A 25,897-nucleotide genomic window follows, 5' to 3' on the forward strand; every position below is an offset into this window, starting at 1 on the left:
CCCGGGGGACCGACCCTCGCGGAGCATATCCTCCGCCCCACGCAGCGATTGGCCGATATGGTGAGCCCGGTGGAGGGGACGCCGTTCGGCCGCTACCAGTTGCTCGAGCTGCTGGGTCGCGGTGGCATGGGCGAGGTGTGGCGCGCGCATGACACCACCATCGACCGCGTCGTGGCCATCAAGATGCTGCTCCCCCACTATGCGCAGGACCCCGCCTTCGAACAACGCTTCCGCCGCGAGGCCCGCGCCGCCGCACGGCTCGACGAACCGCACGTCGTGCCGATCCACGACGTCGGCGAGGTCGACGGCCGGCTGTACGTCACGATGCGGCTCGTCGACGGAGTCGACCTGCAAACGCTGCTCGACGCCGGACCCTTGCCCGCCGATCGCGCGGTACACGTCGTCGAGCAGATCGCGTCCGCATTGCACAGTGCCCACCGGGTCGGGCTGGTGCACCGCGACGTCAAGCCGTCCAACATCTTGGTCGCCGACAACGACTTCGCCTACCTCATCGACTTCGGCATCGCCCGCTCCACCGACGACACCGGCTTGACGTCGGAGGGCTCGACCATCGGCACGTGGGCCTACATGGCCCCCGAACGGTTCGGCGCGGGCGCAATCGGTCCCGGCTGCGACGTCTACGCCCTGGCCTGTGTGCTCTACCAGTGCCTCACCGGCGAACTGCCCTTCCCCGGCACCACGCTGGAACAAGTCGCGGTGGCGCACATGGTGATGCCGCCGCCCAAGCCCTCCGAGGAGCGCAACACCGTCCCGACGGCCCTGGACGAGGTGATCGCCAACGGTCTGGCCAAGCAACCCGACGAGCGCTACCAGACAACCGTCGAAATGGCCACTGCCGCAAGGCAAGCCATCACCAACCCGACGATACGGCCGCCCGTGCCGGCCTCCCCACAGCGGACTCAGGCCTACCAACCCAATCGCGGCCTGACACCGCCCCCGGGTGCGCCGCCGCCGCACTTCCCGACGTACGCGCCGCCTCCTCCACCCCCGCAGTACCCCGGCTTCGTTCCGCACCCGCCGCCCGCACCACCCCCACGACGGAGGAGCCGCGGTGTCCTGATCGGCGCCCTCGCCGCCGTCGCGTTGCTCGTCGTCGCCGGAGGCATCTTCGCGGCGGTGACGCTCACCGGACACCGCGACCCGACGACCACGCCGCCGTCGTCCCCCGACACAGCGAATGGGAGTCAATTCACCGGCACCTACCGGGCCGACTATGGCCCGGGCACCGACCTCGAAGGCAATCCGGTCGCGGGCGCACCAGCGACGACCGCAACGTGGGGCGTGCGCTCGACGTGCGGCTCCGGTGGTTGCGTGGCGACGGCGGCGATCATCGGTGGTAGCGGGATCACGCTGGTGTCGAACGCGACGTTCGACCAGCTGAGCGGGACGTGGGTGGCAGTTTCCCTCGCCTCGGCGCAGTGCACGAACGGCCCCGCCGAATACTGGGTGGTGTACGCGCTGAAACCGGGCCCGAACGGCAGCCTCTCCGGCGAAACCACGAGGGCCTCGACCGACGGCGCCTGCTCGGCCAAGCGAACCGTGAAGTTCACCCGCACGGGCGACGTCGACCTCGACAAGGTTCCCGACCCTGCCGTGCTGCCGCCGCGGTCGGTATCCGCCGCCGAAGCGCTGCACGGCAGCTACCGCGAGTCGACCACCTTCACGAACGGCAACGTCATCCCCGGACAAGGCGATCTCACCGTCCGTACGGACTGCCTTCGCGACGTCGATCGGTGCATGAGCTTGTTCCACGCACCCCACGGAGTCGTGACGATGGTCTTCGACGACGGCAAGTGGACGCGCAAGGAAGTGGGCATGACGAACTGCTCGGCCGGCGGTACGGCGCAGATCACCATCACCGCGGAGTATCCGGTTCCCGAACAGCTAGCGGATCCGATCCCGCTGCTCACCGGGCGCGGTACCCAGACCGTCGCGGCCGGAGGCGCGTGCACCGGTGGCGGTGACTTCGTCGACGCCTTCGAGCGCACCGGCGACTAGCTACTTCATGTTCTGAGTGATTTGGCTTGCGGTGCAGGAGATCTTCTTCAAGATGTTCGACAGCGTACTCATCATCTTGCTCATCCGGTCCATGGCCATCTGAAGCCGCAGGCTTTCCATTTCGCCCAGCTCGCTCATGGAGTCAAGGTCGGCCTTGAGCTCGTCGATGACGCGCGACGTCTCGGCCTTCGCCGTGACCGCCGACATCAGCGAGGCGACCGACAACGGGTCGAGCCCGCGGTCCGGCCGCTGTTTGAGCGCGGCCCTGACCTTCTTCTTCTGTGCCGAGATCGCCTTGACCTGCTCCATGACCGCGCGTAGGTCTTCTTGCGCGGACTTGCTCGCCTGCATCTGTACGAGGAACGCAATGGCCATGATGTCACCGGAGTCGTTGCCGCTCAGCGGCGTAGCTTCGCTGATCTCGACGCGCACGCCTGGCACCGCGTCGTCGAGCACGTGCAGCTGAACCCTCAACTGATCGGTCAACGTGTAGAACCGCTGCAACTCTGCACGTGCCTTCTTGGTGCTACTCATCGGCGGAGTCTAAGAGTCTGAACCGAACTGGCGGCGGGATCGACCGACATGTCATCAACGAGGACGGGCAGTATGGTCCCCGAATCAGGATCGCCGCCCGACCCCGAAGGAGCACGCATCGATGGCAACCGCGCCGACACCCCTGACCATCATGTTCTGGCCGGAGTCGGCATACGGCCCGACGAACCAGTGCATCGGCCTTGCGGACATCCTGCGCGACCGGGGCCACACCATCGTCTTCGCCGCGGAGAGCTCGTGGGCGGGCAAGCTGGCACCCTTCGGCTTCATCGAGGAACTCGTCGACCTCGCCGAGCCCGCCGCCGACGCCACCGACGAGGACGCGGGGGCGTTCTGGACCAACTTCATCGCCGAGACGGCGCCCGAGTTTCGCAAGCCGACGGTCGAGCAACTCGAGTCGTTCATCAAGCCGACGTATCAGGCGCTCATCGACGGGGCGAAGTACAGCGAGCCGCGGCTGCGCGAGATCGTCGCCAAGCACCACCCCGACGTCATCGTCGAGGACAACGTCGTGATCTTCCCGGCGCTGGTGACCTCGGGCGTCCCGTTCGTGCGGATCGTTTCGTGCAGCCCGTTGGAGGTCAGCGGCCCGAACGTTCCGCCACCGTTCTCCGGCCTGCCCAGCGCCGATCCCGGCGAGTGGGAGGCGTACCGCAAGGAGTTCGACCGCACCCACCGGGAGCTGTGGGCCGACTTCGACGCGTGGGCGCAGGATCAGGGCGCGGCGGCGTTGCCCGAACTGGAGTTCATGCCCCGAGCGAACGCCGCCAACCTCTACGTCTATCCGGCCGAGGCCGACTACCTCGACGTCCGTCCGCTCGACGACAGCTGGACGCGCATGGACTCCAGCGTCCGCAAGACCGACGACGAGTACGCGCTACCGGCCGCGGTGGTCGATCGGCCGGACGACAGCGCGCTCATCTACCTGTCGCTCGGTTCACTCGGCGGTGCCGACGTGGAACTCATGCAGCGCCTGGTCGACGTGCTCGGCACCACTAGGCACCGCGTCATCGTCAGCAAGGGTCCGCAAGCGGATCGAATCACGTTGGCGGACAACATGGTCGGCGAGCAGATGCTGCCCCAGACCAAGGTGATTCCACAGGTCGACCTGGTGATCTCGCACGGGGGCAACAACACCGTGACCGAGACCCTGCACTTCGGCAAGCCGTTGATAGTGCTCCCGCTGTTCTGGGATCAGTACGAAAATGCCCAGCGCGTCGACGAACTCGGGTTCGGGGTGAGGTTGAACACCTACGGTTTCGCCGATGCCGAACTGACCGACGCGGTCGAACGACTGCTCGCCGACACCGACCTGCGCGCCCGCCTCGTCGATATCGGGGCGGCCATTCGCGGGCGCGACGGCCTCCATGTCGGCGCCGACGCCATCGAGCGGGTTGGCGCGCAGTACCGGTCGTCGGTTGACTGAGCCGCTCGACGCGCTCGACCTCGGCGACGGGCGACGGCTCGCCGTCCAGTCGGACGCCGACGGGCTGGCCGTCGTCCCCACGGTGCACGAGCGGCGCGCCGAGCCGGGCGACGGGGTGGCCGAGGCGCTGCTGCGCCTGCTCGCCGACGGTCCGGCGACGCTGGGGCACTTCACCGTTCGATCCTGGGTGCCACGCATCGCGACGGGCGAGCGCGGGGTCGGCGTCGACCAGACCAACGAATCGGTGATCGTCGGCGAAGCGGCGGTGGTCAAGTGGGCCACCCGCCTGGCCGACGGTCCGCACCCGGCACCCCGGCGGATCGGTCTGTTGCGCGACAGCGGGTTCGCGGGCATGCCCACCCCGTGGGGACTTGTCACGTGGCGCCCGCGAGACGGAGCCGAGACGTTGGTGGCCAGCGTCGACGAGTACCTGCCCGGCGCCGTCGACGGGTGGACGTGGGCCGTCGACGTGATCACCTCGTGCGCACTGAAGTGTGAGCTGGATCCAGTCACCGCTGCGGCCACCGACGTTGGCGTGCTGATCGCCGACCTGCATGCCGCGCTGGCCTCCACCGAGACGCGGGCGACACAGCAGGACGCGACGCGCTGGCAGGCAAACGCAGTGGAGACTCTGGAAACAGTGTGTGCCCTTGATGACTCGCCGAGCGTGCTGATCGCCCGGAGCCGGCGGACCGAGCTCGAGGCCATGCTCGACGGGCTCGGTACGCTTGCGGGTACGCCCATCATCGAGGGCCACGGCGATCTGCACGTCGGGCAGATACTGCGTAGCGACGGCCGCTTCGTGGTCACCGACTTCGACGGCAACCCGGTGCTCACCGCGCCGGAGCGGATGCTGCCGATTCCCGCGGCACTGGACGTCGCGGGGCTGGCCCAGTCGCTGAGCCACGCCGCAATCGTCGCCCGCAAGTACACCGACCTCGACGCCGACGCGCTCGCCGACGTCGACGCGGCGGGCCGCTCGGTGTTCGAGCATGCCTACACGGACCGCCTCGCGTCCCTCGGCCACGGGGGGCTGTACGACCCCGGCCAGCTTCGCGCGTTCCGGACCCAACAGGTACTGCGCGAGATCATCTACGCTGCACGGCATCTCCCCCGCTGGATGTACGTGCCCGACGCGGCGCTGCCAGCACTTCTCGACGAAGGAACGCGATCGTGAAACCGGATGGCTTCGCCGCCGACCTGCTCCGCAAGCCCGAGGTGCTGCGCGGCCTATCCGCGACGCTCGCGTCGGGCAACCCCTGGGCGGAGGTCGTGCCGCCCGACGTCGAGCGGGTGGTCCTGCTCGGGATGGGCTCGTCGGCCTACGCGGGAGGTGTCGCCGCGGCGCGCATGCGAGCGCGTGGACTCGTCGCATCCTCGGAGTTGGCGTCCTCGCGACTGCTCCCGGCGTGGGGTGCGGGCACGTTGGTGGTGGCGACGTCGGCCAGTGGCGGTTCGGTCGAGACGCTGGATGCGTTGGGTCGGTTGCCGACGGAAGCGCGGGTGGTCGCGTTGACGAACACTCCCGGCTCGGCGATCACGGAGCGCAGTGCCGCGATGGTCGACCTTCAGGCCGAACTCGAAGTGGGCGGCGTCGCATGCCGGAGCTATCAACACACGTTGGCGCTGCTGATGGCGTTGGAGTGCCACCTCACCGGCGAGAGTACCGACGCGTTGGCGGACTCGGTCGCCGCGGCAGCCGATGCGACCGCTCACCTGCTCTCCACCGAGTCCGATTGGTGTCCAACGATTTCCGAGCTACTGCTGGGGCCGTCCGGCACCCACCTGGCAGCCCCGGCGCATCGGTTCTGTTCGGCCCAGCAGGGTGCGCTGATGCTGCGCGAGGGGCCACGCCTGCCGGCAGTCGGGTGTGAGACCGGCGACTGGAGCCACGTCGACGTCTACCTCACGAAGACGACCGACTACCGGTTGCTCGTCTTCGCCGGATCGGCGTGGGAGCAACAGCTGGCGGAGTGGACCACGGCGCGCGACAGCACCGTGGTCGGCGTCGGCGGGCAGGTGCCGGGCGCGGGCCACGAACTGCGCTACCCCGGTGACACCGACGACGACGTCCGGCTACTCACCGAGGTGTTGATTCCCGAACTCGTCGCCGCCAGGGCGTGGCAGTGAAGGTGAGAATGAACCGACGCCTCGCGCTGTGGATCGGTATCGCAGTCATCGTCACGCTCGGCGTCGCCTTCGTTGCGTCACCGGCCGGCTTGAACGCCACAGGATCGTGGCTGCAGACGGACGACGAACCCAAGCCGGTGCCTATCGAGCGTGCCGACCTCAGCGGCGCCGGGCCCGGCAGCCTGATCAGTGCCATGACGATGCCGGAGTTCCTCGACGCCGCAGGCAATCCCCCGCTACGCGCCGCGCGCGTCGTCTATCGGTCCACCAATGGTGATACCGGCGCCGAAACGAAGGTGTCCGGTTCGGTTTTCACTCCCAATGGCGAGCCGCCGCCCGGAGGCTGGCCGATCGTCGCACTGGCGCACGGGACGACCGGCATCCAGAAGAAGTGCGCACCGTCGGTGACGGACGACCTGTGGGAGCTGGCCGATCCGGTGATGAATTACGTCAAGGGCGGCTATGCCGTTGCCCTGACCGACTACGAAGGGCTCGGCGAGGACGGCGTACATCCGTACATGGACGCCAAGACCGCCGGGCTGAACGTGATCGACTCCGTTCGTGCACTCCGACGCGCATTTGCGGGCACCTCCACCCGCTGGCTGGCATTCGGTGGTTCGCAGGGCGGTGCCGCGGCGTGGGCCGCTGACGAACAAGCCACGACGTACGCGCCCGAGCTCGAACTCGTGGGCGCCGTGGCTAATTCGCCAGCCGCCGACCTCACCGGAATGGTGGACAAGGCGCAACGCGCCACGCTGAGCGTCGACCAGATGCCGTTGTTTCTGAACATCGTCGAAGCGGTCGCTCGACTACACCCCGACGTCGAACGAGGCGACTTCCGCTCTGGGGCCGCGGCGACCTACTGGGTTCCGCTGTTGTCCTGCAACCCCAACACCAGCACGTACCGGGGGACCGAAAAGATGAGGCTCAAACCGGAAGAGTTCGAGCCGCGGACCCCCGACGCCGCCAACCGACTCCGCGGGGTGCTCACGAAATGGGCACTGCCCCAACAAGCCTTGTCGGCACCACTGTCGGTGACCTATGGCGGCAGGGACACTTTCATCGACGCGCAGTGGACCACCGAAGCCATCGCCCGGCAGTGCGCACTCGGCGGCATCGTCGCCTGGGAGCTGCAGCCCGACAAGGGCCACGGCGACATCGACATCGTTCACCAATTCGATTGGATGGCAGACAGATTCGCAGGGAAGCCGGCGATCAGCCAGTGCCCGTAGTCAGGCAGCGCTCGGTTCGCCGCACAACGCACCGCTCGAACTCGGCACGCATAGGACCAGCACGACGGAGTCCGGCAGCGTCGCCTGCTCGGCCGGCGGGAAGTCGGGCGGCGCCGGCGGGAACAGCGGGAAGATGCTGGCGCCGCTTACGCCGGTGGCGAAGGCGACGAGCTGCGCGGGGACGTTCGTCGCGATGTACAAGCCGTCGAAGAGAAGCTGCACTGGCAAGACGAGGAAGCTCGGAAGCCCCGCGCCGGCGTCGTTGCCGAACGTGTACACGTAGTACGGCACCGTGGCGAAGATCGTGCGCAGGGTGAGGGCGACGTCGGTGACGAAGTCGGGCGACTTGTTCTTCGCGATCTCCTCCTCGAGGGCAGCCTTCAGGTTGCTCGGCAGGAAGCCGTCACCCAGCGACTGCAGCGGGACGCCGTCGGCTCCGGCCAGCGGAATGCCGCCAAGGAGACTGACCACCGTTGGCGTGGTGTCGACGATCTCGTAGGCCTGGTTGACGTAGCCGTCCTTGAAATCCGGACCGTCGGCGATGACGAACGTCGATGTCTCGTCCGGTGATTGGAAGCCGTGCCCGAATCCGACCTGCGGCTGGTGACCATGGTCGGTGACCACGATGATGGTCCAGTCTTCGCCCGTGTTCAGCTCGCGCAGGGCCACGGTGTCCAAGATCGTGCCGAGGTTGTCGTCCATGTTCTCGATGGCCAGCTTGTACTCCTCCGATGCGCCGCCGTACAGGTGCCCGTTCTCGTCGACGCCGACGAAGTAGGAGAAGAGGAAATTCGGGCCCGCGTCGGCGCCCTCGATCGCATCGATGGTCAAGTCGGCGACCCTGTCATCGGTGGCAAGCCAGTTCGTGTCGCCCTCGAGCTGCGCCACGTAGAGGTTTACGTCGGCACCGTCCGAGCCGGCGCCTGCGATGGCGTTGATGACGTCCCAGTCACCGATGGCCGTGGTGTCGACATCCGAAGGGAGCGCTTCGAGTTGGTTGAACACCGTCGGGAACCTGTCGTACGTCCACGGGGTGAAGACGTTGTTGATCACCCCGGTCCGCTCGCCCCACACGCCGGTCAGGATGGCCGTCCACGACGGGTTGGAGATGGTGGTGTGCCCGACGATGCTCGACGCGGCGGTGGTGCTGGTGCCCATCAGTTCGAGGAAGTTCTCATTCTCGGGATCGGCGAGGATCCTGCTCAAGTTCGTGCCGTCCACGCCGATCACCAGCACGTGTTGCTGGGCGGGATCCACGAGCAGCGAAGGTTGTGGCGAGGGGTCCGCGAGCAGCGTGACGGTTTGTTGGGACGCCACACTCGTCTTGCGGGGGGCGAAGATCCGCTCGAACTCGTTGCGCACCAAGGCCAGCGCCGCCGTGAGAATCGGCAGCTGAATCGGCGACCCGTCGCCCTGGCCCAGCAGCGGTTGCAGCACCGCAGCCACGAACTCCGTCACGACACCGACCAGAGTCTTCGGCTGCTGTGGCACTGCCGGCGCCGGCACCGCTGACTGCAATGCCGTCGCGACCGTCGTGAACACCGCAGCCGAGGACTGCGGCGCGGGGTCGTCGGCTACCGCGGCACGGCTGAACGTCTGCGACTGAGGCTCGACGTCGGCAGCAGCGGTGACCGTCGCGTCGACGTCGTCGGAGGCGTCCGCAACGGCGGCGGGCGCGCGCTTCGACTGGTTCGCTACCTGCTCGTGGTCTGACTTGCCCTTCGACGATTCCTGAACTGAGGGTGAAGTGTCGGCGTCGTCCTCGACGGGCGCGGCGTCCTCGTCCTGTACGTCGTCCTCAAGCCCGTCAGCCGTGTCATCGTCGACGGTGTCGTCGCCGTCCACCGTGGATTCGTCCACCGAGCCCGCTGACGACTTCGGGTCCGGCGCCGACGACGCGGTGCCGTCAGCCGCTTCCTTCTCCGCTGTGTCGGTAGCCGTCGATGGCTTCTTCGCCGAAGGAGAATCTCCCGCTGATGCCGACGAGGAATCGCTCGGTGGTGGCGACGAGTCCGACTCGTCGGCGTACGCGATGCCCGGTGAGGTCGCGATGGCCACGCCCACTCCCAGCGTGACGGCCAATGCTCCGACTCGACCGATGTGCTTGGCGTATCCCATGACGGTTCCTCTCGTTCACCCGCACCGAATCAGACGGCGGAGTTCAACAGCAGGAGCCATCGCCTGTCGCCGTTGACGTCGCATCGCCCTCTTACAACTTCCTGTGAATCTGCTGGGCCGAAAATTACGCGCCTTTACGTCGTCTACGGGAGGAATCGACCAATTGGGTCTTCACGCCGAGCGGCAGGTACGGCCATCGCCACTGACCGTTCCGCCTATGTTGCGTGAAAATCATTGTGCCCCAAGGTCGATCATCGGCAGTGGTAGCAACCGGCCATGAGTTGCAACGCTTTTCGCCTGTCGCAAGGCAAAGTTCACCCCCTTGATGGCACGGCTAGTCAAATCTTTGAGACAGGCCATGACGCCGCTACGCGCAGTGCGTCGGGCCGCGAGCAGCAACCGAAGAATGGAGTTGGTACGAATTACATATTCGTCAATTTATTATGTACACATTCGTCAATTTACTGCAATTTCTGCAACACCCACAGCATTACTTTCATGGCCGTCGCGTGGCATAGCTGTACGGCTATCGTCGGCACCTTTGACCGCCGAGCAGGCGGCTCACTTCATCCATATGCCCTTTTGTATGATGGTCGTTCCCTGTTCAACCTTCATCGACCCGATGTTCCCGAGATTTGCTGAGCCGATTCACGGAAAACGTTGACCAATCCGACAGCAAACTCTAAATTATATCGGTCGGGTTTCATTCAGATTTCAGCAAGACCCGCCGGCGGCGGGCCAGGCTTGGCTACTTGAAGGGCTGCAGATGTCCAAACACCGCAAGAATGGGCGCACTCCGAGAATGTCGGCTCGCCAGTACGTGACCACCGGAGTAGGCGGAGCCGCATTTGTTGGCGTCGGTCTGCTGCTGGCCAGTCCGCCAGGAGCGTCCACGCCGATCGAAGCCAGTCCCGCGGTGCAGCTGGCGTCCACCGGCTCGATGTTGGCGCCCCCGCCACTATCCCCATTGACAACAACGACACCTTGGTGGTTGACCGACGGCGGCAGCACCACCAGCAGCAGCCTGTTCGGACCCAGCATCACCCCCAACGCGTTGGTCTCCGCGATCGGCGACGCCGGCGGGTTCAACATCTTCAATCCCATCGGCAACGGTGGGTGGCTGATCGGCAACGGCGTCGACGCGCAGGCGGGTTGTGAAGGCGCTGCGTGCAACGGCGGCAACGCCGGACTCCTGTTCGGCACGGGCGGTGCGGGCCTCAACGGCGGCCACGGCGGAGCCGGCGGGTTGTTCCTCGGCACCGGCGGCGCCGGCGGGCAAGGCCTAGCGGGTAGCACCGGCGGCGCCGGCGGGGCCGGCGGGTTGTTCGGTGGCACCGGCGGCGCCGGCGGCCAAGGCGGAACGGGCACCAACGGTGCAGGCGGTGGCGACAAGGGAACCGACGGCGGACAGGGCGGCGTCGGCGGGACCGGCGGGTTCTTCGGCGGCACCGGCGGCGTCGGCGGCCAAGGCGGGACGGGCGGCGACGGGTTCACCAACGGCGGAACGGACCCGGGTGGCATCGGCGGCGACGGCGGAGACGCCGGGGCTGGCGGCGCCGGCGGGTTCCTCGGGGCCGACGGCGTAACCGGTAACGGCGGCACCGGTGGCAACGGCGGCCAGGGCATCGAAGGCGATAACAGCGTCGGCGGCATCGGCGCCGTGGGCGGCGACGGCGGCGCAGGCACGGTCGGCGGCACCGGCGGCACCGGCGGCCAGGGCGGCACCGGCGACACCGGCTTCATCGGCGGCACCGGCGGCGAGGGCGGCAAGGGCGGCACCGGCACCACGACCGGCGGCGCCGGCGGCGAGGGCGGCAAGGGCGGCCTAGGCGGCCAAGACGTCAGCGCCGGCGGCGACGGCTCGACCGGCGGTCAGGGCGGCGGCGGCGGCGAAGGCGGCACCGGCGGCACCGATGGCGGCGCAGGCGGCCTCGGCGGTGGGGGCGGCACCGGCGGCGAGGGCGGCACCGGTGCGGGCTCCACCGGCGGCGGGGGCGGCACCGGCGGTACTGGCGGCCAGGGCGGTATCGGCGACAACGGAGCAGGCGGCCACGGTGCCACGGGTGGCACCGGCGGCACCGGCGGCTCGACCGGTGCCGGTGGCACCGGCGGCAACGGCGGCACAGGCGGCGGGGGCGGCGACGGCGGCCCCGGCAGCAGCGGCCAAACCCCCGGCTCCGGCGCCAACACCGGCACCAACCCCGGCAACAACCACAACGGCTCCGAGGGCGGAGCCGGCGGCGCCGGTGGTGCTGGCGGCGGCGGCGCGCCCAGCGCCTGATCGAGATTTGATCGAGCCGCATCCTGCCTTAGGGCAGGGTGCGGCTCGATCGTCGCCGGTGAGCGCCGGGCTTCGCGGAGCCAGCGTGAAAGTACTGTGCTCCAACCACTTTTGAGTGCTGCACCGCGAACGTGACGGAAGCTTCCCGCGATGAGGCGAAACTCGTCGTTAGATGCAGCAATCTTGGTGCGAGCGAACACCTTCGACGTCATGAGGGCGGATAGCGGCGGATGGAGCGGGGCTACTCACGTCGATTCCGAACGGGTCCGCCCGTTCGGCGGATGAGGCCGGTCCTCGACAGTATTGACACTCCCCCGCGCCGCGAGAACGACGGTAGCTGTAGCAAACAATAATTTGACGCTTACGTAAGTAGCTGACATGTTTCACATGTCGACCGAAATCAGGTTAGATTGTCACCGCGGAACCGTTATTTTACTGGTGCAACCGGAGGAGATTCATGTTCAGGGCCAGATACCTTTCCATCGGTCCTGGCATTGCAGCCGTCGGCGCAGCAGTATTGCTGGCTACCCAGTATGATTCGCTGACCGCTACCTCCGTACCCCCCACCGTGCGTGAGTTCCATCCGGCAGCCCAGCCGTTCCCCTTGGACTTCAGCCAGATCTACCCGTGGACAGCCGGGTCAGGAACACCAACCAGCAGTAGCGGCGCCGCCGTCTGGTCGGCCTTCACCGACGGTGCCACGGCTGCAACATCTGGCACCCTTCAAGCGGTCAACCAACTCGGTCCGCTGTCTTTCGGCCTCGATTCCATCCGAGCTTTCAGTGCCAACCAGGCGCCGCCCGGCAGCAACGCCGCCACGGCCAACTACACCAACATGGACCAGTGGGTGACAGGGATCGCAGGGTTGGCCAGCAGCACCGGTGCACTGGGCTTCACCGACAACGCCACCGCGTACGACCCCTTCGTCGGTACCCACGCCGGCGTCCTGCAGACCGCCAATCAGCTCGGCCCGGCCTTCTTCAACCTCAACGTGCTCAAGGCCATCGGTTTGACCCAGGCCCCGAGCGGCACCGTCCTGCCCAGTGGTCAGCCAGACAATTTCAGCGCCGTTGACATCGGCCGGTGGTCAGCCGGAATACCCGGAGTCATCACCAACACGGGTACCACGGGCTTCGTCACGTACCAGGACTTTGGCGCCGGCCCCATCGCCGATTATCGGATCGGCGGCCTGCACACCACCACTCAAATTGGTTCGGCGACCTTCGACTTCAACGTGCTACCCGCCATCAGTACCGGCATCGTTCCCCCCAGCATCTCCTTCTCCATGGCGCCCGACATGACGGCCGCCAACACCCCCTTCGCTCCAAGCAGTCCCCCGCCGCCCGGGGTCGTCCAGCCCAATGGTGGGCTTCCGGCTCCGGCGGCCTTCAGCGCGCCGGCTGTCAGCAGCGCTGCAGAAGTGTCGGACCCTGTTGCCGAGACCCCGACGTCCCGCATCAACGAAACGAAGCCGATCATCGTGATACCTGGCGTCAACGGGGCTCCCCTCGCCAAGACACCAACCACCGGGACGACTGGCGGGACGGGACGCGACCCGTTCGACCCGTGGAAGCAGTTGAAGCCGGTGACCGACGTGATCGACGCCTACAACGGCACGAAGCCAGCCACCGGTGGACCCGGTGCCGATCCGGGCACTGATGGCGGCACGGAATCTGGAAACGACAACGGATAGGCCCGACCTAGCCAGCAACGTGCCGTCCCTGGGGCCGCAGAGTGCCCGATTACGTCACTTGCATAGCTCAACGATCTTCGCGCTGTTCGCCTCGAGGCCCTGAAGCCGCGCGACCTGACTGGCTTCGTCCTCTGCGGTTCCGGCCAGTGCGTTGATCGTGAGGTCTTGCAGATCCGTCGCGAGTGAGCGCAACAACTCAGCTAATTCGGGTGGCACCGCAGGACTGAGATTGTCGACGAGATGCTGGCTGCCGACGGCCATGGCCAAGCGCGCGTTGGCCGCGACCGCCTGCGACGCAATCGGATCGGTGCCGAGGTCGGCCTGAGTTTGCCGCGCCACCGCGGTGCGCACCGTGTTGTAGGCGGCGCACGCACGCCCCTTGGCGTCGGCGACCTGCTGCGAGCTTGGCGGCGGCGGGGTATCGGACGGCGGACGCAGCAGAGCCCAAATGGCAACCCCCAGTGCGACGACCGCGATCAGCGCGGGTGCGACGGTGGCCCAACGCGACACGGTCCGCGGTTTGGGAGGGGCCGGTGCGTCATCTGAATCTGGCCGCGCGTGCGCGCTCGACCGAAACGGCTCATCCTCGTCCGGTTCCGCACTGTGCGACATGGTGAGCCGATGGTAACCGTCGGTTTGGCTACCCGGTTGGTTTCCGTACTGGTTGCCGCGACCAGGCCGCGGCTACTTGCGCATGCCGCCGCACACGGCGATGTCGTCACCGGTGACGAATGACGACGCGTCACTGGCGAGATACAAAGCAGGGCCAACGATTTCGGAGAGCTCGGCGATGCGCTTCTGCGGGTTCATGTCAGCCAGCAGCGACAGCGCGCCAGGCTGGAAGCGCTCGGCAGTGATGAGCAGCTCGGTGGCGAACGGTCCCGGACAGAGAATGTTGACCCGCACCCCCCACGATGCCCACAGGTTGGCCATCGACACGGTCAGATTGCGCAGCGCGGCCTTTGACGCGCTGTAGACCACCGACACCGGGCTCGAGGGATAGTAGGACTCCATCGAGCCGATGTTGATGATGCTTCCGCCCCGGTGGTCGCGCATGACGGGCGCAACACATTGGCTCATGCGCAACGCCCCCTCGACGTTGACGCTGAACACCTTGCGCCACAATTCCAGTGACACGTCGTTGAGGTCCTGGACCGCCGGATTGATGCCGGCATTGTTGACCAAGACGTCGATCTTGCCGTATTCGTTGACTACGGCATCGACGAAGCCAGGGATGGCATTCCAGTCACCGACGTGGCAGGCGATGCCCACCGCCTTCCCACCGGTAGCACGAATCTCGGCGGCCACCTCGTCGCAATTTTGTTGTTTGCGACTGGACACCACTACTGACGCGCCGGCCCGGGAATAGCCTTGCAGGATCGCGCGCCCTATTCCGCGGGTTGACCCGGTCACGACCGCCACCCGGCCGGTGAGCTCGAACAGCCCCTTGGCGCCTTGCTCAGTCACACGCACTCCTCGTCGATAGACCCCGGCCATCGGTAGGTTCCGAACACCGGGGCGATCACCACGCCCGGCGGCGCTGCCATCACGTCGGGAATCGCGTTGACGGCGGTCATCGCGACGGCGAGTTGACCAGCCGACGAGTCGAGCTCGGCGAGCGGTTCATTGCCGATCGTCAGCACCAACCGCAGCGACGGACTCCCGTCGACGAGCACTCGCACCAGGAATTCGTCGCCGTCGGGGACTTGCCACTGGGCGATCTCACGAGACGTCGACCAGAACTCCTCGGCGACGAGAACGGCGCTGCCGCGACGGTAGGCCGTCCACGTCAAGCGTTGACCGACAACGGTTCCCGTGGGAAGTGTCGCGCACGCTACGGTCACGTCGGCGGTGTGTGTGGCGGTTTCGATGGTTGGTTCGATGCTGTCGATGTGCAACCCAAGTACGTCGGCGGCGGCCTCCAACGCCTGTTCGTACTGAATCGACACTGCCCGGAACATCGGCGAGTCAACGGTGATCTCTTCAGGACGCTTGCCCATTCCCATCAGATCCACCAGCATGCGCCGCTGCGAAACTCCCGAGCAGTCCACGAATTCCTGAACGGTGATCCGATCGATGCGCTGCGATAGCACGGTGATGCTGGTCGCAAGGCGTTCGAAGATGAAGCCGGGGTGCTCCCCGGCGGCGTGGAAGCGCACCCCTGCATCAAGGCATGCCTGGCTGATCCGGGCCAGCGCCGCACTGCCATAGGTCGGAAGGTGGTTGTACGAGGTGGTGGTGATGACACTCTTGCCGGACTCCAGCAGCGCCACGATGTCGTCGGTGTTGTCGCCGCCGTACGCCTTGCTCGCGGCGTGCAGCACGAGATCAGCTGGTATGGAGAGGATCTCGGACTTCTCGCCGGTGACCGTCACCCCGGTGGCGCCGCGATGCACGAGTGTCCCTGCGTCGACGCCGATCTTGTCCGGGCTGTAGGCGAAGACGCCGACGAGCCCGAGGCCGGGGCTGTCGATGACCTCGCGCAGCTGGGCAGCGCCGACCGGTCCGGTCGCCCACTGAATGACCCGTAGCGTCACGCCGGATCCGGCGCCTCGATGAGGCCTTCGATGGTCGCGTGCATCACCGAGGCACTGGCGTCGGGCAGCACGCGACGCGCCACCAGGAACTCGCTGCCGACCCAGCCATGGCGGATGAACTTGCCGAACCGAAGACGTGTTCCTGGGGCGCCAGCGGCGGCGGGGAGCATCTTGATCTTCTCCAACGCCTCCTTTACTCCCGGTCCGGTCAACGGACGCGCCGTGGCCAGAGCGATCATCATCAGCCGCGCGACGTCGTAGCAATACACCGGGAAGAAGTACTCGGGCCGATGTCCGTAGCGTTCCTGAAACCGATCCAGGAAGTCCTGCCCCGTCCGGTTGCGCTCGTCGTACTGGTCCAGCCCGATCCATCCGGCGAGTTGTTCGCGCCACCATTGCCCGGTGGCCGCGAACTCGAACGCCGTCGTGGTGTAACGCGGCGGCATCCAGCCGATGCTCTCCAGGGCCGCGTTCATGCCGACGATGCCGAGCCCGAATCCGACGTGCAGGATGGCGTCCGGTTTGTCGGCGGCCAGGCGTGCCATCGCCGCGCGCTTGTCGGCTACGACCTGTGGAATGGCCACCTCGGCGGTGATGGTCAGCCCGGCGTCCGCGCACGCGACCCGCGTGGTCCGCAGGTATTCGCGCCCGATCAAGGCGTCCTCGAAAGCGATTCCCACGGTGCGACATCCGTCGAGGGCGGCCACCGTCGCCATGATGATCGGTTCCTCCTCCATCGACCCGGCCGGTAGCCCGAACACCCACTCCCCGAGCATGCTTTCCGAGGCCCCCATGGTGATGATCGGCACCTCGGCGAGCTCTTCGACGTACGGGTGCAGTGCGACGCCGTTCTCCGAGACCCACGGCCCGAAGATCACCAACGCATCCTCTTCGACCAGTTCGAAGAACGCGTCGCGTACCTGCCGGAACGACCCGTTGGGCAGGCCCTGCACCGCCCGGACGACGAACTCGACCGGGCGCTCCAGCTTTCCGCGGGCTAGATAGTCGTCGGCGACGAGTTGCAGTGCCGGAAGGATGTTTTCGTCGAAGCCGCCGTCGGCGTCCAGATAGTCGATGAGCAGCCCGATGCGGGCGGGAGTTACCTCGGTGGCCACGTGCAACCTCCTGTGAAAGACGCGATGTCGGCCAGATCCATGACGCCAGGGGGCGCCGCGGTGACGATGGGGATGGCGTGTACGGCGTGCATGGCGGTGGCCAAACAACCCATCACGGTGTGGTCCTCCCCGGCGATGCCAAGGACGAGATTGCACCGCAGTGTTGGAGCACCATCGAACTCGATCTCGTAGCCTTGCGAGGTCGACCACTCGGGGGCGACCCTCTCGTCGAGCCAGGTCACGTGCTCGACCTCGATCGTCGTCGGCCCACAATCGGCGCGCACGCCAAGTTTCATCGCGGCCACGGTTCCGGCTGGTATCAGACCCGCGGCGACGTGCAGATCGTTTGTCGTGCAGGAGGTTTCACGGAACGCTTCGACGTTGCGGACCTCGAGCCCGAGCGCCTTCGCCAACACGCTGGCAGTGCCCACGAACGCGCCCCTCGCGCGCTCGGGGTCACTCAGCAGTGGCGCGGTCGATTCGGGTACCTGGCCGTAGCCCATCACGTCGACGAGCATCTGCCGGCTCGGGTAGCCCGCATACGACAGTGCCTCTCGCACCGTGATGCGGCCACAGTGCGCGGACAGTCGCGCGAGCACGGGTGCCACCGCCTCGCCCCAAAAGCCGGGAAACAGGCCAAGTCCGAGGAAGGTGCTCGCGCCCTCGTTGCACGCCACTGCGAGGGCCGCATGGCGGGTGGGGTCGAATGCATGGACGTCGATGAACGAACTACCGGTGGCGACCACGTTCACCCCGGCGCACAGGAGCTGGGCGACGTCGGCAAAGCAGCTGTCGGGCGATCGTTCGACTGCCCCCATGTACAGCACGACGTCAGGCGACGCGCTCAGCAAGACATCGAGGACGTCGGTGGCGCACACTCCCGTCGGTGCACGGTCCGCCAGCGCACCTGCGTCGCGGCCGACCTTGTCGGGGTCGTACACCCGCACCCCGACGAGTTCGAGCGCGGGCGCGTCGATGACCGCGCCCAGCGCCAGTCGGCCGGTGGCGCCGGTGGCCCATTGCGCGACGCGGATCGCGGTCATGCCTTCGTCGGCCACGTCAGTTGCAGATCGGGCACGAACCTCAATGGTGGCCGGAAACGGACTTCGTAGCCAGGGGCAAGGGCGTATTCGGGGATGCGTCGATGCCACTCCCGCAACGCAATACGCAGTTCACGGCGCGCCAGATGGGAGCCCAGGCACCGGTGCGGCCCACCGCCGAACGCCAAGTGGGGATTGCCGCGGCGATCCAGATCGACGTTCATCGGCTCGGAGAAGTTGGCGGGGTCGAGGTTGGCCGAACTGAGGTTCACCAGGACGTGGTGACCCGCGCCGACGACGTGTTCGCCCAGCTGGCGCTCCTCGCGGGCCCAGCGGACGACGAACGGCACCGGCGTCTCCCATCGGAGCAGTTCCTCGACGGCGTGAGGGATGAGTTCGGGATCGGCGACCAGCCGGCGCTGGTCTTCGGGGTGGCGGGCCAGATGCGCCCAGAAACAGGTCAGCGAGTCGGTAACCGTATCCAGCCCGGCCGTCAACAACACGAAGCAGATGGACAGCGCATCGTCGCGGGACAAGGGGCCGACATCGTCACGGGGCGTGATGAGCTCGGACAACACGTCGTCACGGGGGGCGGCCGCCCGGTCGTCACGGGGGGCGGCCGCCCGGTCGTCGAGTATTGCGTCGAAGTACCCGTAGACCTCTTGCGCGGTGTCCCGCTGAATTGCGGTGCGTTCCTCGGGCGACATCTCGGCCGTCCCGGGATGGAGCAACCCGTCGCGCAATCGCACCAACGTGTCGAGCTCGTCCCACGGCAACCCCATCAGGCCGAGGAATACCGACGCGGGGAACAGTTCGGCGAACTCGTCGGTGAAGTCACACGACCCACGATCGATGAAGACGTCGATGAAGTGATTCACGCGCTCGACAATGTCGTCTTCCTGCGCTTGCATACGACGCACGGAGAACAGCGGGTCGAGCAGTCGGCGAAAGCGCGCGTGGTCCGGCGGGTCGATCCCCAGCGGAATCAACGGGCGGGTGTTGCCCTGCTCGACGAGGTCGGCCGACGAGAAGACGTCGGCGTTGGTGAGGGTCTCGCTCACAAGTTTTCGCGAGCCGACCATCACGGCGCCGCCAAGTCCGATCGATTCCTTCAATGCCAGCACATGGTTGCGCGGTTGTGGATCGGCCGATGACAGGGCCTCGGGTTGACCGTTGACGAAGTCGAATTTCGACACCGGGGCGTCCGCCCGCTGGGGATCTGCTCCGTTCGCGCCGACGCCCTCGGCCTTCATGGCACCTCCCGGCACGCGTTCGCACAGTGACGTCAACCGCGAACATCGGACAATTGCGGTTTGGGCCAAGCTACCTCGTGGCGAGGGCCTAGTACAGGGATACCTCTAGAGGTTTCTTGGGACCCTACGTTGCCGAGCCATCAGTGATGGCGCGTGAGGTCCACGACGTTGCCGGCACTTTCGCCTAGCAGCGAGCGGCGCAAGCGGGCCATGTGAGTGTTCCAATGCGCTTGTGCGCCATCGCCATCGCCGGCTGCGATGAGGTCTGCAAGCGCCTCGTGCGAACGAATCGTGCGCCGCCGGGCCGAGATCGGCTCGGACTCTGTGCGGATGAGCACGTCGGCGATGGCACGTGCGATGACCTCGTTGAGCATCTCGCAGACGAGAATGAGCGTCTGGTTGCCCGAGAGGTGGACGATGTCGCTGTGAAATCGAATCATCGCATTCGTGCATGCGGTCGGGTCGTTGACGGTCCGCTTCTCATCGATGATGGCTTCCCGCAGTTGGCCGGCCGCGCGTTGGTGAGCGCGCGAGGTGGCGACCATCCTGGCCGCCGCCGGCTCGATCACGGCGCTCGCATCGAAGACGTCGGCCAGCGCGACGCTCCGTGACTGCATCACCACCGCTGCCGCGCGCGCCGTCATGCGCTGGTCGGGCCGGTGCACGACCACACCGCCAAGCGAACCGCGGACGATGGAGATCAGGCCGTCAGCCTCGAGGATGCGCAATGCCTCTCGCAACGACGGCCGCGATACGTCGAAACGATCGATCAGGTTGGCCTCGGTGCCCAGCAGGTCTCCCTCGTCGAGCCCGCTGGCGATGATCAGGCCGCGCAGTTTGTCGGCTATCTGCTTCGGCTTGCCAAGTGCCGCACCCTCGGACGCCGGCAGCCTGCTGACGCTAGTGCGCTTCGCCACTTCTCTCCCTACTCGCGACACTTCTCGTTCATGGCCGGACCATGGACCGCCCTCGAAACTCTTTACAACGATATCTCTAGAGGTTTAAATGAGCCAGCCCGCTGGACGCCATCTGAGCATCGAAGGGGAATCCCATGAAGTCGCAAGCGGCGGTGCTACACGGTGTTGGCCAGAATTGGCAGCTCGAGACCATCGACATCGACCCACCGCGCACGGGCGAGGTGGTGGTGAGGATGGCCATCGCCGGCATCTGTCACTCCGACGACCACTTCGCGACCGGCGACAGCGTTCCCGACGACGGCATGCTCGCCATGATCGAGGCCGCTGGAATGCCTGTCCCCGAATGGTTTCCGCTGCTGGGAGGACATGAAGGCGCCGGCATCGTGGAGGAGGTTGGCGCTGGGGTGACAACGCTGAAACCGGGTGATCACGTCGCGGTCTCCTTCATTCCGACCTGCGGAACCTGCCGGTGGTGCGCCACGGGATCAAGCTATCTCTGCGACGTCGGTGGTCAAGTCTTCAGCAAGAACATGATCACCGACGGAACCCCGCGGCGTCACCTCGGCGATCAGGATCTGATGGCGCTGATGCAAGTCGGTACCTTCTCCGAGTACGTCGTGGCATCCGAGCGGTCACTAATCAAGGTCAACGATTGGATTCCGCTCGAGGCCGCCTCGCTCGTATCTTGCGGTGTAACAACAGGATTCGGCTCGGGTAGCGTATGCGCGGGGACCAAGCCGGGCGACACCATCGTGGTGATCGGCACCGGCGGTGTCGGCATGAACGCGCTGCAGGGTGCGCGGGCAGCTGGCGCCAAGCACGTCATCGCCGTCGACCCGGTCGACTTCAAGCGCGAGGTCGCGCCGTCGTTCGGCGCGACCCACACGGTCAACGACGCCGGTGCAGCGCTGCAACTCGTGAACGAACTCACGTGGGGCGTGATGGCCGACGCGGTGATCCTCACGGTGGGCGTCCTTCACACCGATCTCATTCCGCTCGCACTGATGATGACCCGCAAGGGCGGGACCTGTGTCGTCACCGCGATGACTCCGCTGTCCGAGATGTCGGTGCCACTGATCATGGCCGACGTGGTCAACTCGTGTAAGACGCTCAAGGGCTCGCTGTACGGCGAGATGAACGCCCGGGCAAGCATGCCGATGCTGTTGTCGATGTACGAGGCAGGCACGCTCAAGTTGGACGAGCTCATCACGCGACGTTATCGCCTCGACGAAATCAACGACGCCATAACGCATTTGCGCAACGGTGAGCTCATCCGCGGAGTCATCGACTTCGGTCTAGGAAGCTAGAAACAAAGGAGATTCGCGTGGCAAACGACATCGACTTCAGCGTGCGGGCTGAGCCGCCCACACTCGACCACTACCGACGGGAATGGGTTCCCGGCCCTGACGTCGGTTGTGCCGGAATGTGGATCGGCGCAGTGGTCGCCGACGCATCCGGACAGGAGTACTGGGGCCTACGGGGAGCCGATGACTTCCTCGTCGGCATGACCCATGTCGTGACACCGATCACCAACTTCAAGAAACTGAACAAGTCCCTCGACGGTGACCAGCCACCCCTGTTTCCGGAATACTCGACGATCGACTGGTTCGAGCCCCTCGAGTACGCCGACAGCGGCGAACAGGTGCGGTTGAGTTACGACAGCGGCCGCATCGAACGCGATGCCAACGGATTTCACTGGTACGACGCGAGTGGACGTTGGGAGCTACACGGCAAACACGCCTCCGACATCTTCACCGTGCACGTGCCAACGCAAGACGGCATCGATCGCGAGGCCTACTACCGCCACGAGTTGATGATCGCCAGCGGCACGATCGAGGGTGTCGAGGTTTCGGGTTATCTGCACCAGGACTACGCATACGGTCCCCCGGGAACCATCTACCCGGAGCTACCGATCGCCCGCCAGCTTCAAGGAATGTGGGTGTCGTGGCTGCACGAGTACGACGACGGTGAGCTTGGTGGCGGCTGCTTCTGGCAAGGTCGCGACGGTCTGACCTTCGGGCCGGGCTATCACTTCAAGGGCTCGACCACTACCGCCCACGACGACATCGTCGCCAAACCGACGTTCAACGACGAGGGCAAGCTGGTCGCGCTCGACGCATCGATCGGCTCCGACTCGTACTCGTTCACCTTCGATACGGCTGGCAGCTTCATCCACTTCATCGGACGGCTCACCGACAACTCGTCGGGAAAGCGGGTCGCCCGGAGTTGGTGCTGGGTGGAGTATGCCGCTGGCTTGATGACCCCGGAAATCCTCGACTTCATGGTGCAGCGTTTTCGGCTCCCCCGCGGCCGCTAACGGTGCAGCCGGCATTGGCGGGGCAGGTGCGCCCCAGACTCACTGCGGCAGTTCTTCACCTGACTGCTCGCGCACGATGTACTCGGCATACCAGTCCGCCCAGTTCTCGTCGTACTGCCCGCCGTTCCGCTCCTCATGCTTTCCGTGCGCGACCCCGGCCCGACGAAGCGCGCCCGCAAGGTCGGCGGCGGATGCGAAGGTGGTTTCGGTCTCAATGCGCCCGGGCGCACGCGTCGTCACCTCCTGCAGCAGCCAGCCGTTGCCGTCGGGATCGTGGAACGACGCGAAGGAGTGGTAGCTCGCGGGATCGGCCGCCGGGCCACTGACGCGGAGCCGCCCGAACAGGTAGGGCTCATCCGGGCCGGCGTACTCCCCCGTGGAGTCGTGGAACACCTCGCTGATGGGGACGCCCTTGCCGAGCAGTTCGGCGCGGGCGGCCTGAACATCGGAGACGATCAGGTAGAGACCCTGGGCAGAGCCCGGCGCCGCGGCGGTGACGTTTTCGCCGAAGATGATCGAGCAGCCGGAGCCGGGCGGCGTGAACTGAATGACGCGAAAGGCGTTGCCACTGTCGAAGTCGGCATCGAGGCGCCAACCGAGCTGCGCGTAGAACTCCTTGGCGCGGTCCACGTCCGAGACGGGAATGACGACGATCTCGAGTTTCAGGTCGATGCCGGCCATGGCGGACCCCCTTCGTGTCTCAAGAAATGTGATCACTCCCAGGGGCAAAAGTCGACCCTTTGTGCAGCAGAACCTCGGAGGGCTCCCCTACCGTGTCGGCGACGACAGCCCGCATGGTTGTCATCTTCTGGCGCTCCTTCAGTCGGATCCAGATCTCACACGGTTCCATGCGCCAACCCGCCACGATCCGCGACAGTCGCGCGCAGAATCGAGAGTAGAGCCACCTGCAACCGAAGGGGTGAGACCAATGGTCCGAACACATACGGTTGTCGCGGGGGAAACGCTGTGGCAATTGGCGTTGCGCTTCTATGGCGACGCGGAATTGTATCGGCTGATCGCCACCGCCAGCGGGATCGCCGATCCCGGCGACATCGATGTGGGCCAACGGCTCATATTTCCCGACTTCACCAGATATACGGCGGTCGCAGGGGACACGCTGTCGGCGCTAGCGTCGCGCTTCTACGGCGACGCGGAACTGTACCCGTTGATCGCCACCGCCAGCGGGATCGCCGATCCCGGCGACATCGATGTGGGCCAACCGCTGATCATCCCGGACATCACGAGACACACGGTCGTTGCAGGAGACACGTTGTCGAAGTTGGCGTCGCGCTTCTATGGCGACAAGGCGCTCTATCCGCTGATCGCCACCGCCAACGGCATTGCCGATCCCAACGTCATCAACGTCGGGCAGGTACTGGTCATCTTCCTCGGGCGCAGCGACGGGTTCGGGCTGCGTATCGTCGACCGCAACGAGAACGACCCTCGCATGTGGTACTACCGGTTCCAGACCGACGCGATCGGCTGGAATCCCGGCGTCAACGTCCTGCTTCCCGACGACTACCGCACCAGCGGACTCACTTATCCCGTCCTCTACATGCTCCACGGCGGTGCCGCGGACTTCCGCCAGTTCGACTTTCTGGGCATCCGTAACCTGACCGCCGGAAAGCCGATCATCGTGGTGATGCCTGACGGCGGGCAGGCGGGCTGGTACTCCAACCCGGTGGGCTCGTTCGTCGGTCCGCGAAACTGGGAGACATTCCACATCGCCCAGCTGCTCCCCTGGATCGACGCGAACTTCCGAACGTTCGCCGAGTACGACGGCCGTGCAGTCGGCGGGTTTTCGATGGGTGGCTTCGGTGCGCTGAAGTACGCAGCCAAGTACTACGGCCACTTCGCGTCGACGAGCGCGCACTCCGGCCCGGCGAGTCTGCGCCGCGACTCCGGCCTCGTCGTGCATTGGGCAAACTTGAGTTCGGCCGTCGTCGAACTGGGCGGCGCAACGGTCTACGGCGTGCCGTGGGACGAGGCCAGGGTCAGTGCCGACAACCCGGTCGAGCGAATCGAGAGCTACCGGAACAAGCGGATCTTCCTGGTCGCCGGCACCAGTCCGGACCCGGTCAACTGGTTCGACAGCGTGCAGGAGACCCAGGTGCTTGCCGGCCAGCGGGAGTTCCGCGGACGCCTCAGCGACGCCGGCATCCCACACGAGTTTCGTGAGGAGCCCGGCGGCCACATCTTCCGGCCCGACATGTTCGTCCTTGACCTCGACGGCATCATCTCCCGGCTGCGGGCCGCGGCACCCTCGGTTTGAGTTCCAGCGCGGTCACACGCATTTCAGTCCGTTTCGTTGGCGGCCACCAGTAGCAGCTCTGCAGGTGTCACCACCCTCAAGTTCAAGGCGGCAGCGGTGGCAGGGCCGACGATGCCGTCGACCTTCAAGCCGCGGGTGCGTCGCTGAAACTCCCTGACCGCGGCCTCGGTTTGCCGGCCGTAGACGCCGTCGATCACCAGCTGCCCGGAGTAAGCGTTGTAGCCAGCCTCGAGTTGGCGCTGTAGCTGGGCGACCTGCGGCCCCTCGGAACCGAGGAAGAGCAGGATGTCGGCGTACTGACCGACCGGCACCGGTGGTCTCGGTGTCGGCGCCGGGTTCGAAATGGCGCCGATGCGGGCTTGAATGTCGCTGCGCAAGATGTCCATGTCGATGGCGCCCGGATCCCATTTGCCTTGTGCGCGGCGCGCATACTCCTTGTGCCCGATCGTGCGGCTGGAGTTCTGCGCCAGGCGGCGGTTGATCGCGGCGCAGCTACGAACCAGCGCGTCATATTGCGCATCGGGCCAGTTTCTGCGGTGCGGCGCTGTCGGACTGGTTCCGGTGTTGGCGCACTCGATGCCGATCATGTGCCAGTTGCCCATGTTGGTGGGCAGCCACGGATACATGCCGACGCCGGCGTGCCATGCGACGCCGACCGCGACCACGGTCACCGTGCCGTCCCGCGCGATCTGCAGCTGCGACAGCGGTCCTGGCAGGTCAGGCCTGCCGTCGGCGATCGAGGCGGCGCTGGCAGTGTCCGATCCGGTGTGGTGGACCATCACTCCACGGATGTCCTTGAAGTCTCCGTGGCCGCGGCCGCGCCAACCGGGATACTCGACGAGCCGGACACCCTCGGCGCGCAGCACGTCCGCGAGCCAGGCCGGGTCGCCGGTCCACGGTCCTGTCTGGGGCATGTGGTTTCCTTTCGCCGACGCCGACGCTAGCCCCTCGGACGTGAGTAGGCACCAACGGGCTTGCGCCGCGGACGATTACAG

Annotated in this window: 21 protein-coding genes; 10 read left to right on the plus strand and 11 right to left on the minus strand. The window is 66.3% G+C overall.

Annotation, left to right across the window (positions count from 1 at the left end):
• Positions 1-69 precede the first annotated feature (69 nt).
• Positions 70-2,019, plus strand: coding sequence for a serine/threonine-protein kinase (locus tag SLQ33_RS14275; protein WP_319454517.1), 1,950 nt, complete (start codon positions 70-72; stop codon positions 2,017-2,019).
• Here the strand turns inward: SLQ33_RS14275 and SLQ33_RS14280 are convergent, their stop codons facing one another.
• Positions 2,020-2,553, minus strand: a complete 534-nt coding sequence (locus SLQ33_RS14280) for a hypothetical protein (protein ID WP_319454518.1) — start codon at positions 2,551-2,553, stop codon at positions 2,020-2,022. It abuts the gene before it with no gap.
• Between the two features lie 121 nt (positions 2,554-2,674).
• Here SLQ33_RS14280 and SLQ33_RS14285 point away from each other — a divergent pair, with 121 nt between their 5' ends.
• Genes SLQ33_RS14285 through SLQ33_RS14300 form a run of 4 tightly spaced genes read left to right on the plus strand, consistent with a single transcriptional unit; the run spans position 2,675 to position 7,359 of the window.
• Positions 2,675-3,997: a glycosyltransferase gene (locus tag SLQ33_RS14285; RefSeq protein WP_319454519.1), complete on the plus strand. Its 1,323-nt coding sequence runs from the start codon at positions 2,675-2,677 to the stop codon at positions 3,995-3,997.
• Positions 3,990-5,174 (plus strand): glucosamine kinase, encoded by a 1,185-nt coding sequence (locus tag SLQ33_RS14290; protein ID WP_319454520.1) that lies wholly within the window; start codon positions 3,990-3,992, stop codon positions 5,172-5,174. The genes SLQ33_RS14285 and SLQ33_RS14290 overlap by 8 nt, the downstream gene beginning before the upstream one ends.
• Positions 5,171-6,127, plus strand: coding sequence for an SIS domain-containing protein (locus SLQ33_RS14295; protein WP_319454521.1), 957 nt, complete (start codon positions 5,171-5,173; stop codon positions 6,125-6,127). The genes SLQ33_RS14290 and SLQ33_RS14295 overlap by 4 nt, the downstream gene beginning before the upstream one ends.
• An 8-nt stretch (positions 6,128-6,135) precedes the next feature.
• A complete protein-coding gene (locus SLQ33_RS14300; protein WP_319454522.1) occupies positions 6,136-7,359 on the plus strand; it encodes a lipase family protein in 1,224 nt (407 codons plus the stop codon).
• Here SLQ33_RS14300 and SLQ33_RS14305 read toward each other — a convergent pair whose 3' ends face one another.
• Positions 7,360-9,477: an alkaline phosphatase family protein gene (locus SLQ33_RS14305; protein WP_319454523.1), complete on the minus strand. Its 2,118-nt coding sequence runs from the start codon at positions 9,475-9,477 to the stop codon at positions 7,360-7,362.
• An 820-nt stretch (positions 9,478-10,297) separates the two neighbouring features.
• Between SLQ33_RS14305 and SLQ33_RS14310 the strand changes: the two genes are divergently transcribed.
• Complete coding sequence (locus tag SLQ33_RS14310; RefSeq protein WP_319454524.1) at positions 10,298-11,758, plus strand: hypothetical protein; 1,461 nt, start codon at positions 10,298-10,300, stop codon at positions 11,756-11,758.
• Between the two features lie 457 nt (positions 11,759-12,215).
• Positions 12,216-13,451 (plus strand): hypothetical protein, encoded by a 1,236-nt coding sequence (locus SLQ33_RS14315; RefSeq protein WP_319454525.1) that lies wholly within the window; start codon positions 12,216-12,218, stop codon positions 13,449-13,451.
• Between the two features lie 54 nt (positions 13,452-13,505).
• Here SLQ33_RS14315 and SLQ33_RS14320 read toward each other — a convergent pair whose 3' ends face one another.
• The 7 genes from SLQ33_RS14320 to SLQ33_RS14350 all read right to left on the minus strand — a co-directional run bounded on the left by SLQ33_RS14320 (position 13,506) and on the right by SLQ33_RS14350 (position 20,313).
• On the minus strand, positions 13,506-14,063 hold the full coding sequence (locus SLQ33_RS14320; protein ID WP_319454526.1) for a hypothetical protein: 558 nt from the start codon (positions 14,061-14,063) through the stop codon (positions 13,506-13,508).
• Between the two features lie 72 nt (positions 14,064-14,135).
• Positions 14,136-14,948 (minus strand): SDR family oxidoreductase, encoded by an 813-nt coding sequence (locus tag SLQ33_RS14325; protein WP_319454527.1) that lies wholly within the window; start codon positions 14,946-14,948, stop codon positions 14,136-14,138.
• Positions 14,915-15,988 carry a dihydrodipicolinate synthase gene (locus tag SLQ33_RS14330; protein ID WP_319454528.1) on the minus strand — a complete coding sequence of 358 codons (1,074 nt, stop codon included), beginning with the start codon at positions 15,986-15,988 and terminating at the stop codon, positions 14,915-14,917. The genes SLQ33_RS14325 and SLQ33_RS14330 overlap by 34 nt, the downstream gene beginning before the upstream one ends.
• Positions 15,985-17,103 carry an ABC transporter substrate-binding protein gene (locus SLQ33_RS14335; RefSeq protein ID WP_319454529.1) on the minus strand — a complete coding sequence of 373 codons (1,119 nt, stop codon included), beginning with the start codon at positions 17,101-17,103 and terminating at the stop codon, positions 15,985-15,987. Before SLQ33_RS14335 ends, SLQ33_RS14330 begins: the two co-directional genes overlap by 4 nt.
• On the minus strand, positions 17,088-18,161 hold the full coding sequence (locus SLQ33_RS14340) for a dihydrodipicolinate reductase (protein ID WP_319454530.1): 1,074 nt from the start codon (positions 18,159-18,161) through the stop codon (positions 17,088-17,090). The genes SLQ33_RS14335 and SLQ33_RS14340 overlap by 16 nt, the downstream gene beginning before the upstream one ends.
• Positions 18,143-19,396, minus strand: coding sequence for a cytochrome P450 (locus SLQ33_RS14345; RefSeq protein WP_319454531.1), 1,254 nt, complete (start codon positions 19,394-19,396; stop codon positions 18,143-18,145). The genes SLQ33_RS14340 and SLQ33_RS14345 overlap by 19 nt, the downstream gene beginning before the upstream one ends.
• A gap of 140 nt (positions 19,397-19,536) precedes the next feature.
• A complete protein-coding gene (locus SLQ33_RS14350; protein ID WP_319454532.1) occupies positions 19,537-20,313 on the minus strand; it encodes a FadR/GntR family transcriptional regulator in 777 nt (258 codons plus the stop codon).
• 134 nt (positions 20,314-20,447) lie between these two features.
• On the opposite strand from SLQ33_RS14350, the gene SLQ33_RS14355 reads away from it, so the two are divergent.
• Positions 20,448-21,620, plus strand: a complete 1,173-nt coding sequence (locus SLQ33_RS14355; RefSeq protein ID WP_319454533.1) for an NDMA-dependent alcohol dehydrogenase — start codon at positions 20,448-20,450, stop codon at positions 21,618-21,620.
• A gap of 17 nt (positions 21,621-21,637) precedes the next feature.
• Complete coding sequence (locus SLQ33_RS14360) at positions 21,638-22,630, plus strand: hypothetical protein (RefSeq protein ID WP_319454534.1); 993 nt, start codon at positions 21,638-21,640, stop codon at positions 22,628-22,630.
• Positions 22,631-22,669: 39 nt separating this feature from the next.
• Here the strand turns inward: SLQ33_RS14360 and SLQ33_RS14365 are convergent, their stop codons facing one another.
• Positions 22,670-23,311, minus strand: coding sequence for a VOC family protein (locus tag SLQ33_RS14365; protein ID WP_319454535.1), 642 nt, complete (start codon positions 23,309-23,311; stop codon positions 22,670-22,672).
• Positions 23,312-23,558: 247 nt separating this feature from the next.
• Between SLQ33_RS14365 and SLQ33_RS14370 the strand changes: the two genes are divergently transcribed.
• Positions 23,559-24,902 carry an alpha/beta hydrolase-fold protein gene (locus SLQ33_RS14370; protein ID WP_319454536.1) on the plus strand — a complete coding sequence of 448 codons (1,344 nt, stop codon included), beginning with the start codon at positions 23,559-23,561 and terminating at the stop codon, positions 24,900-24,902.
• A 23-nt stretch (positions 24,903-24,925) separates the two neighbouring features.
• Here SLQ33_RS14370 and SLQ33_RS14375 read toward each other — a convergent pair whose 3' ends face one another.
• Positions 24,926-25,816 (minus strand): N-acetylmuramoyl-L-alanine amidase, encoded by an 891-nt coding sequence (locus tag SLQ33_RS14375; RefSeq protein ID WP_319454537.1) that lies wholly within the window; start codon positions 25,814-25,816, stop codon positions 24,926-24,928.
• Positions 25,817-25,897: the final 81 nt, after the last annotated feature.

The sequence above is a fragment of the Mycobacterium sp. RTGN6 genome (assembly GCF_033804605.1).
Taxonomy (GTDB): Bacteria; Actinomycetota; Actinomycetes; order Mycobacteriales; family Mycobacteriaceae; genus Mycobacterium.

Excerpts from the sequence above, each read along its gene's own strand:
- SLQ33_RS14280 (WP_319454518.1), bottom strand. The coding sequence starts at position 2,553 with ATGAGTAGCACCAAGAAGGCACGTGCAGAGTTGCAGCGGTTCTACACG.
- SLQ33_RS14285 (WP_319454519.1), top strand. The coding sequence starts at position 2,675 with ATGGCAACCGCGCCGACACCCCTGACCATCATGTTCTGGCCGGAGTCG.
- SLQ33_RS14300 (WP_319454522.1), top strand. The coding sequence starts at position 6,136 with ATGAACCGACGCCTCGCGCTGTGGATCGGTATCGCAGTCATCGTCACG.
- SLQ33_RS14305 (WP_319454523.1), bottom strand. The coding sequence starts at position 9,477 with ATGGGATACGCCAAGCACATCGGTCGAGTCGGAGCATTGGCCGTCACG.
- SLQ33_RS14315 (WP_319454525.1), top strand. The coding sequence starts at position 12,216 with ATGTTCAGGGCCAGATACCTTTCCATCGGTCCTGGCATTGCAGCCGTC.
- SLQ33_RS14320 (WP_319454526.1), bottom strand. The coding sequence starts at position 14,063 with ATGTCGCACAGTGCGGAACCGGACGAGGATGAGCCGTTTCGGTCGAGC.
- SLQ33_RS14325 (WP_319454527.1), bottom strand. The coding sequence starts at position 14,948 with ATGGCCGGGGTCTATCGACGAGGAGTGCGTGTGACTGAGCAAGGCGCC.
- SLQ33_RS14345 (WP_319454531.1), bottom strand. The coding sequence starts at position 19,396 with ATGAAGGCCGAGGGCGTCGGCGCGAACGGAGCAGATCCCCAGCGGGCG.
- SLQ33_RS14355 (WP_319454533.1), top strand. The coding sequence starts at position 20,448 with ATGAAGTCGCAAGCGGCGGTGCTACACGGTGTTGGCCAGAATTGGCAG.
- SLQ33_RS14365 (WP_319454535.1), bottom strand. The coding sequence starts at position 23,311 with ATGGCCGGCATCGACCTGAAACTCGAGATCGTCGTCATTCCCGTCTCG.
- SLQ33_RS14370 (WP_319454536.1), top strand. The coding sequence starts at position 23,559 with ATGGTCCGAACACATACGGTTGTCGCGGGGGAAACGCTGTGGCAATTG.
- SLQ33_RS14375 (WP_319454537.1), bottom strand. The coding sequence starts at position 25,816 with ATGCCCCAGACAGGACCGTGGACCGGCGACCCGGCCTGGCTCGCGGAC.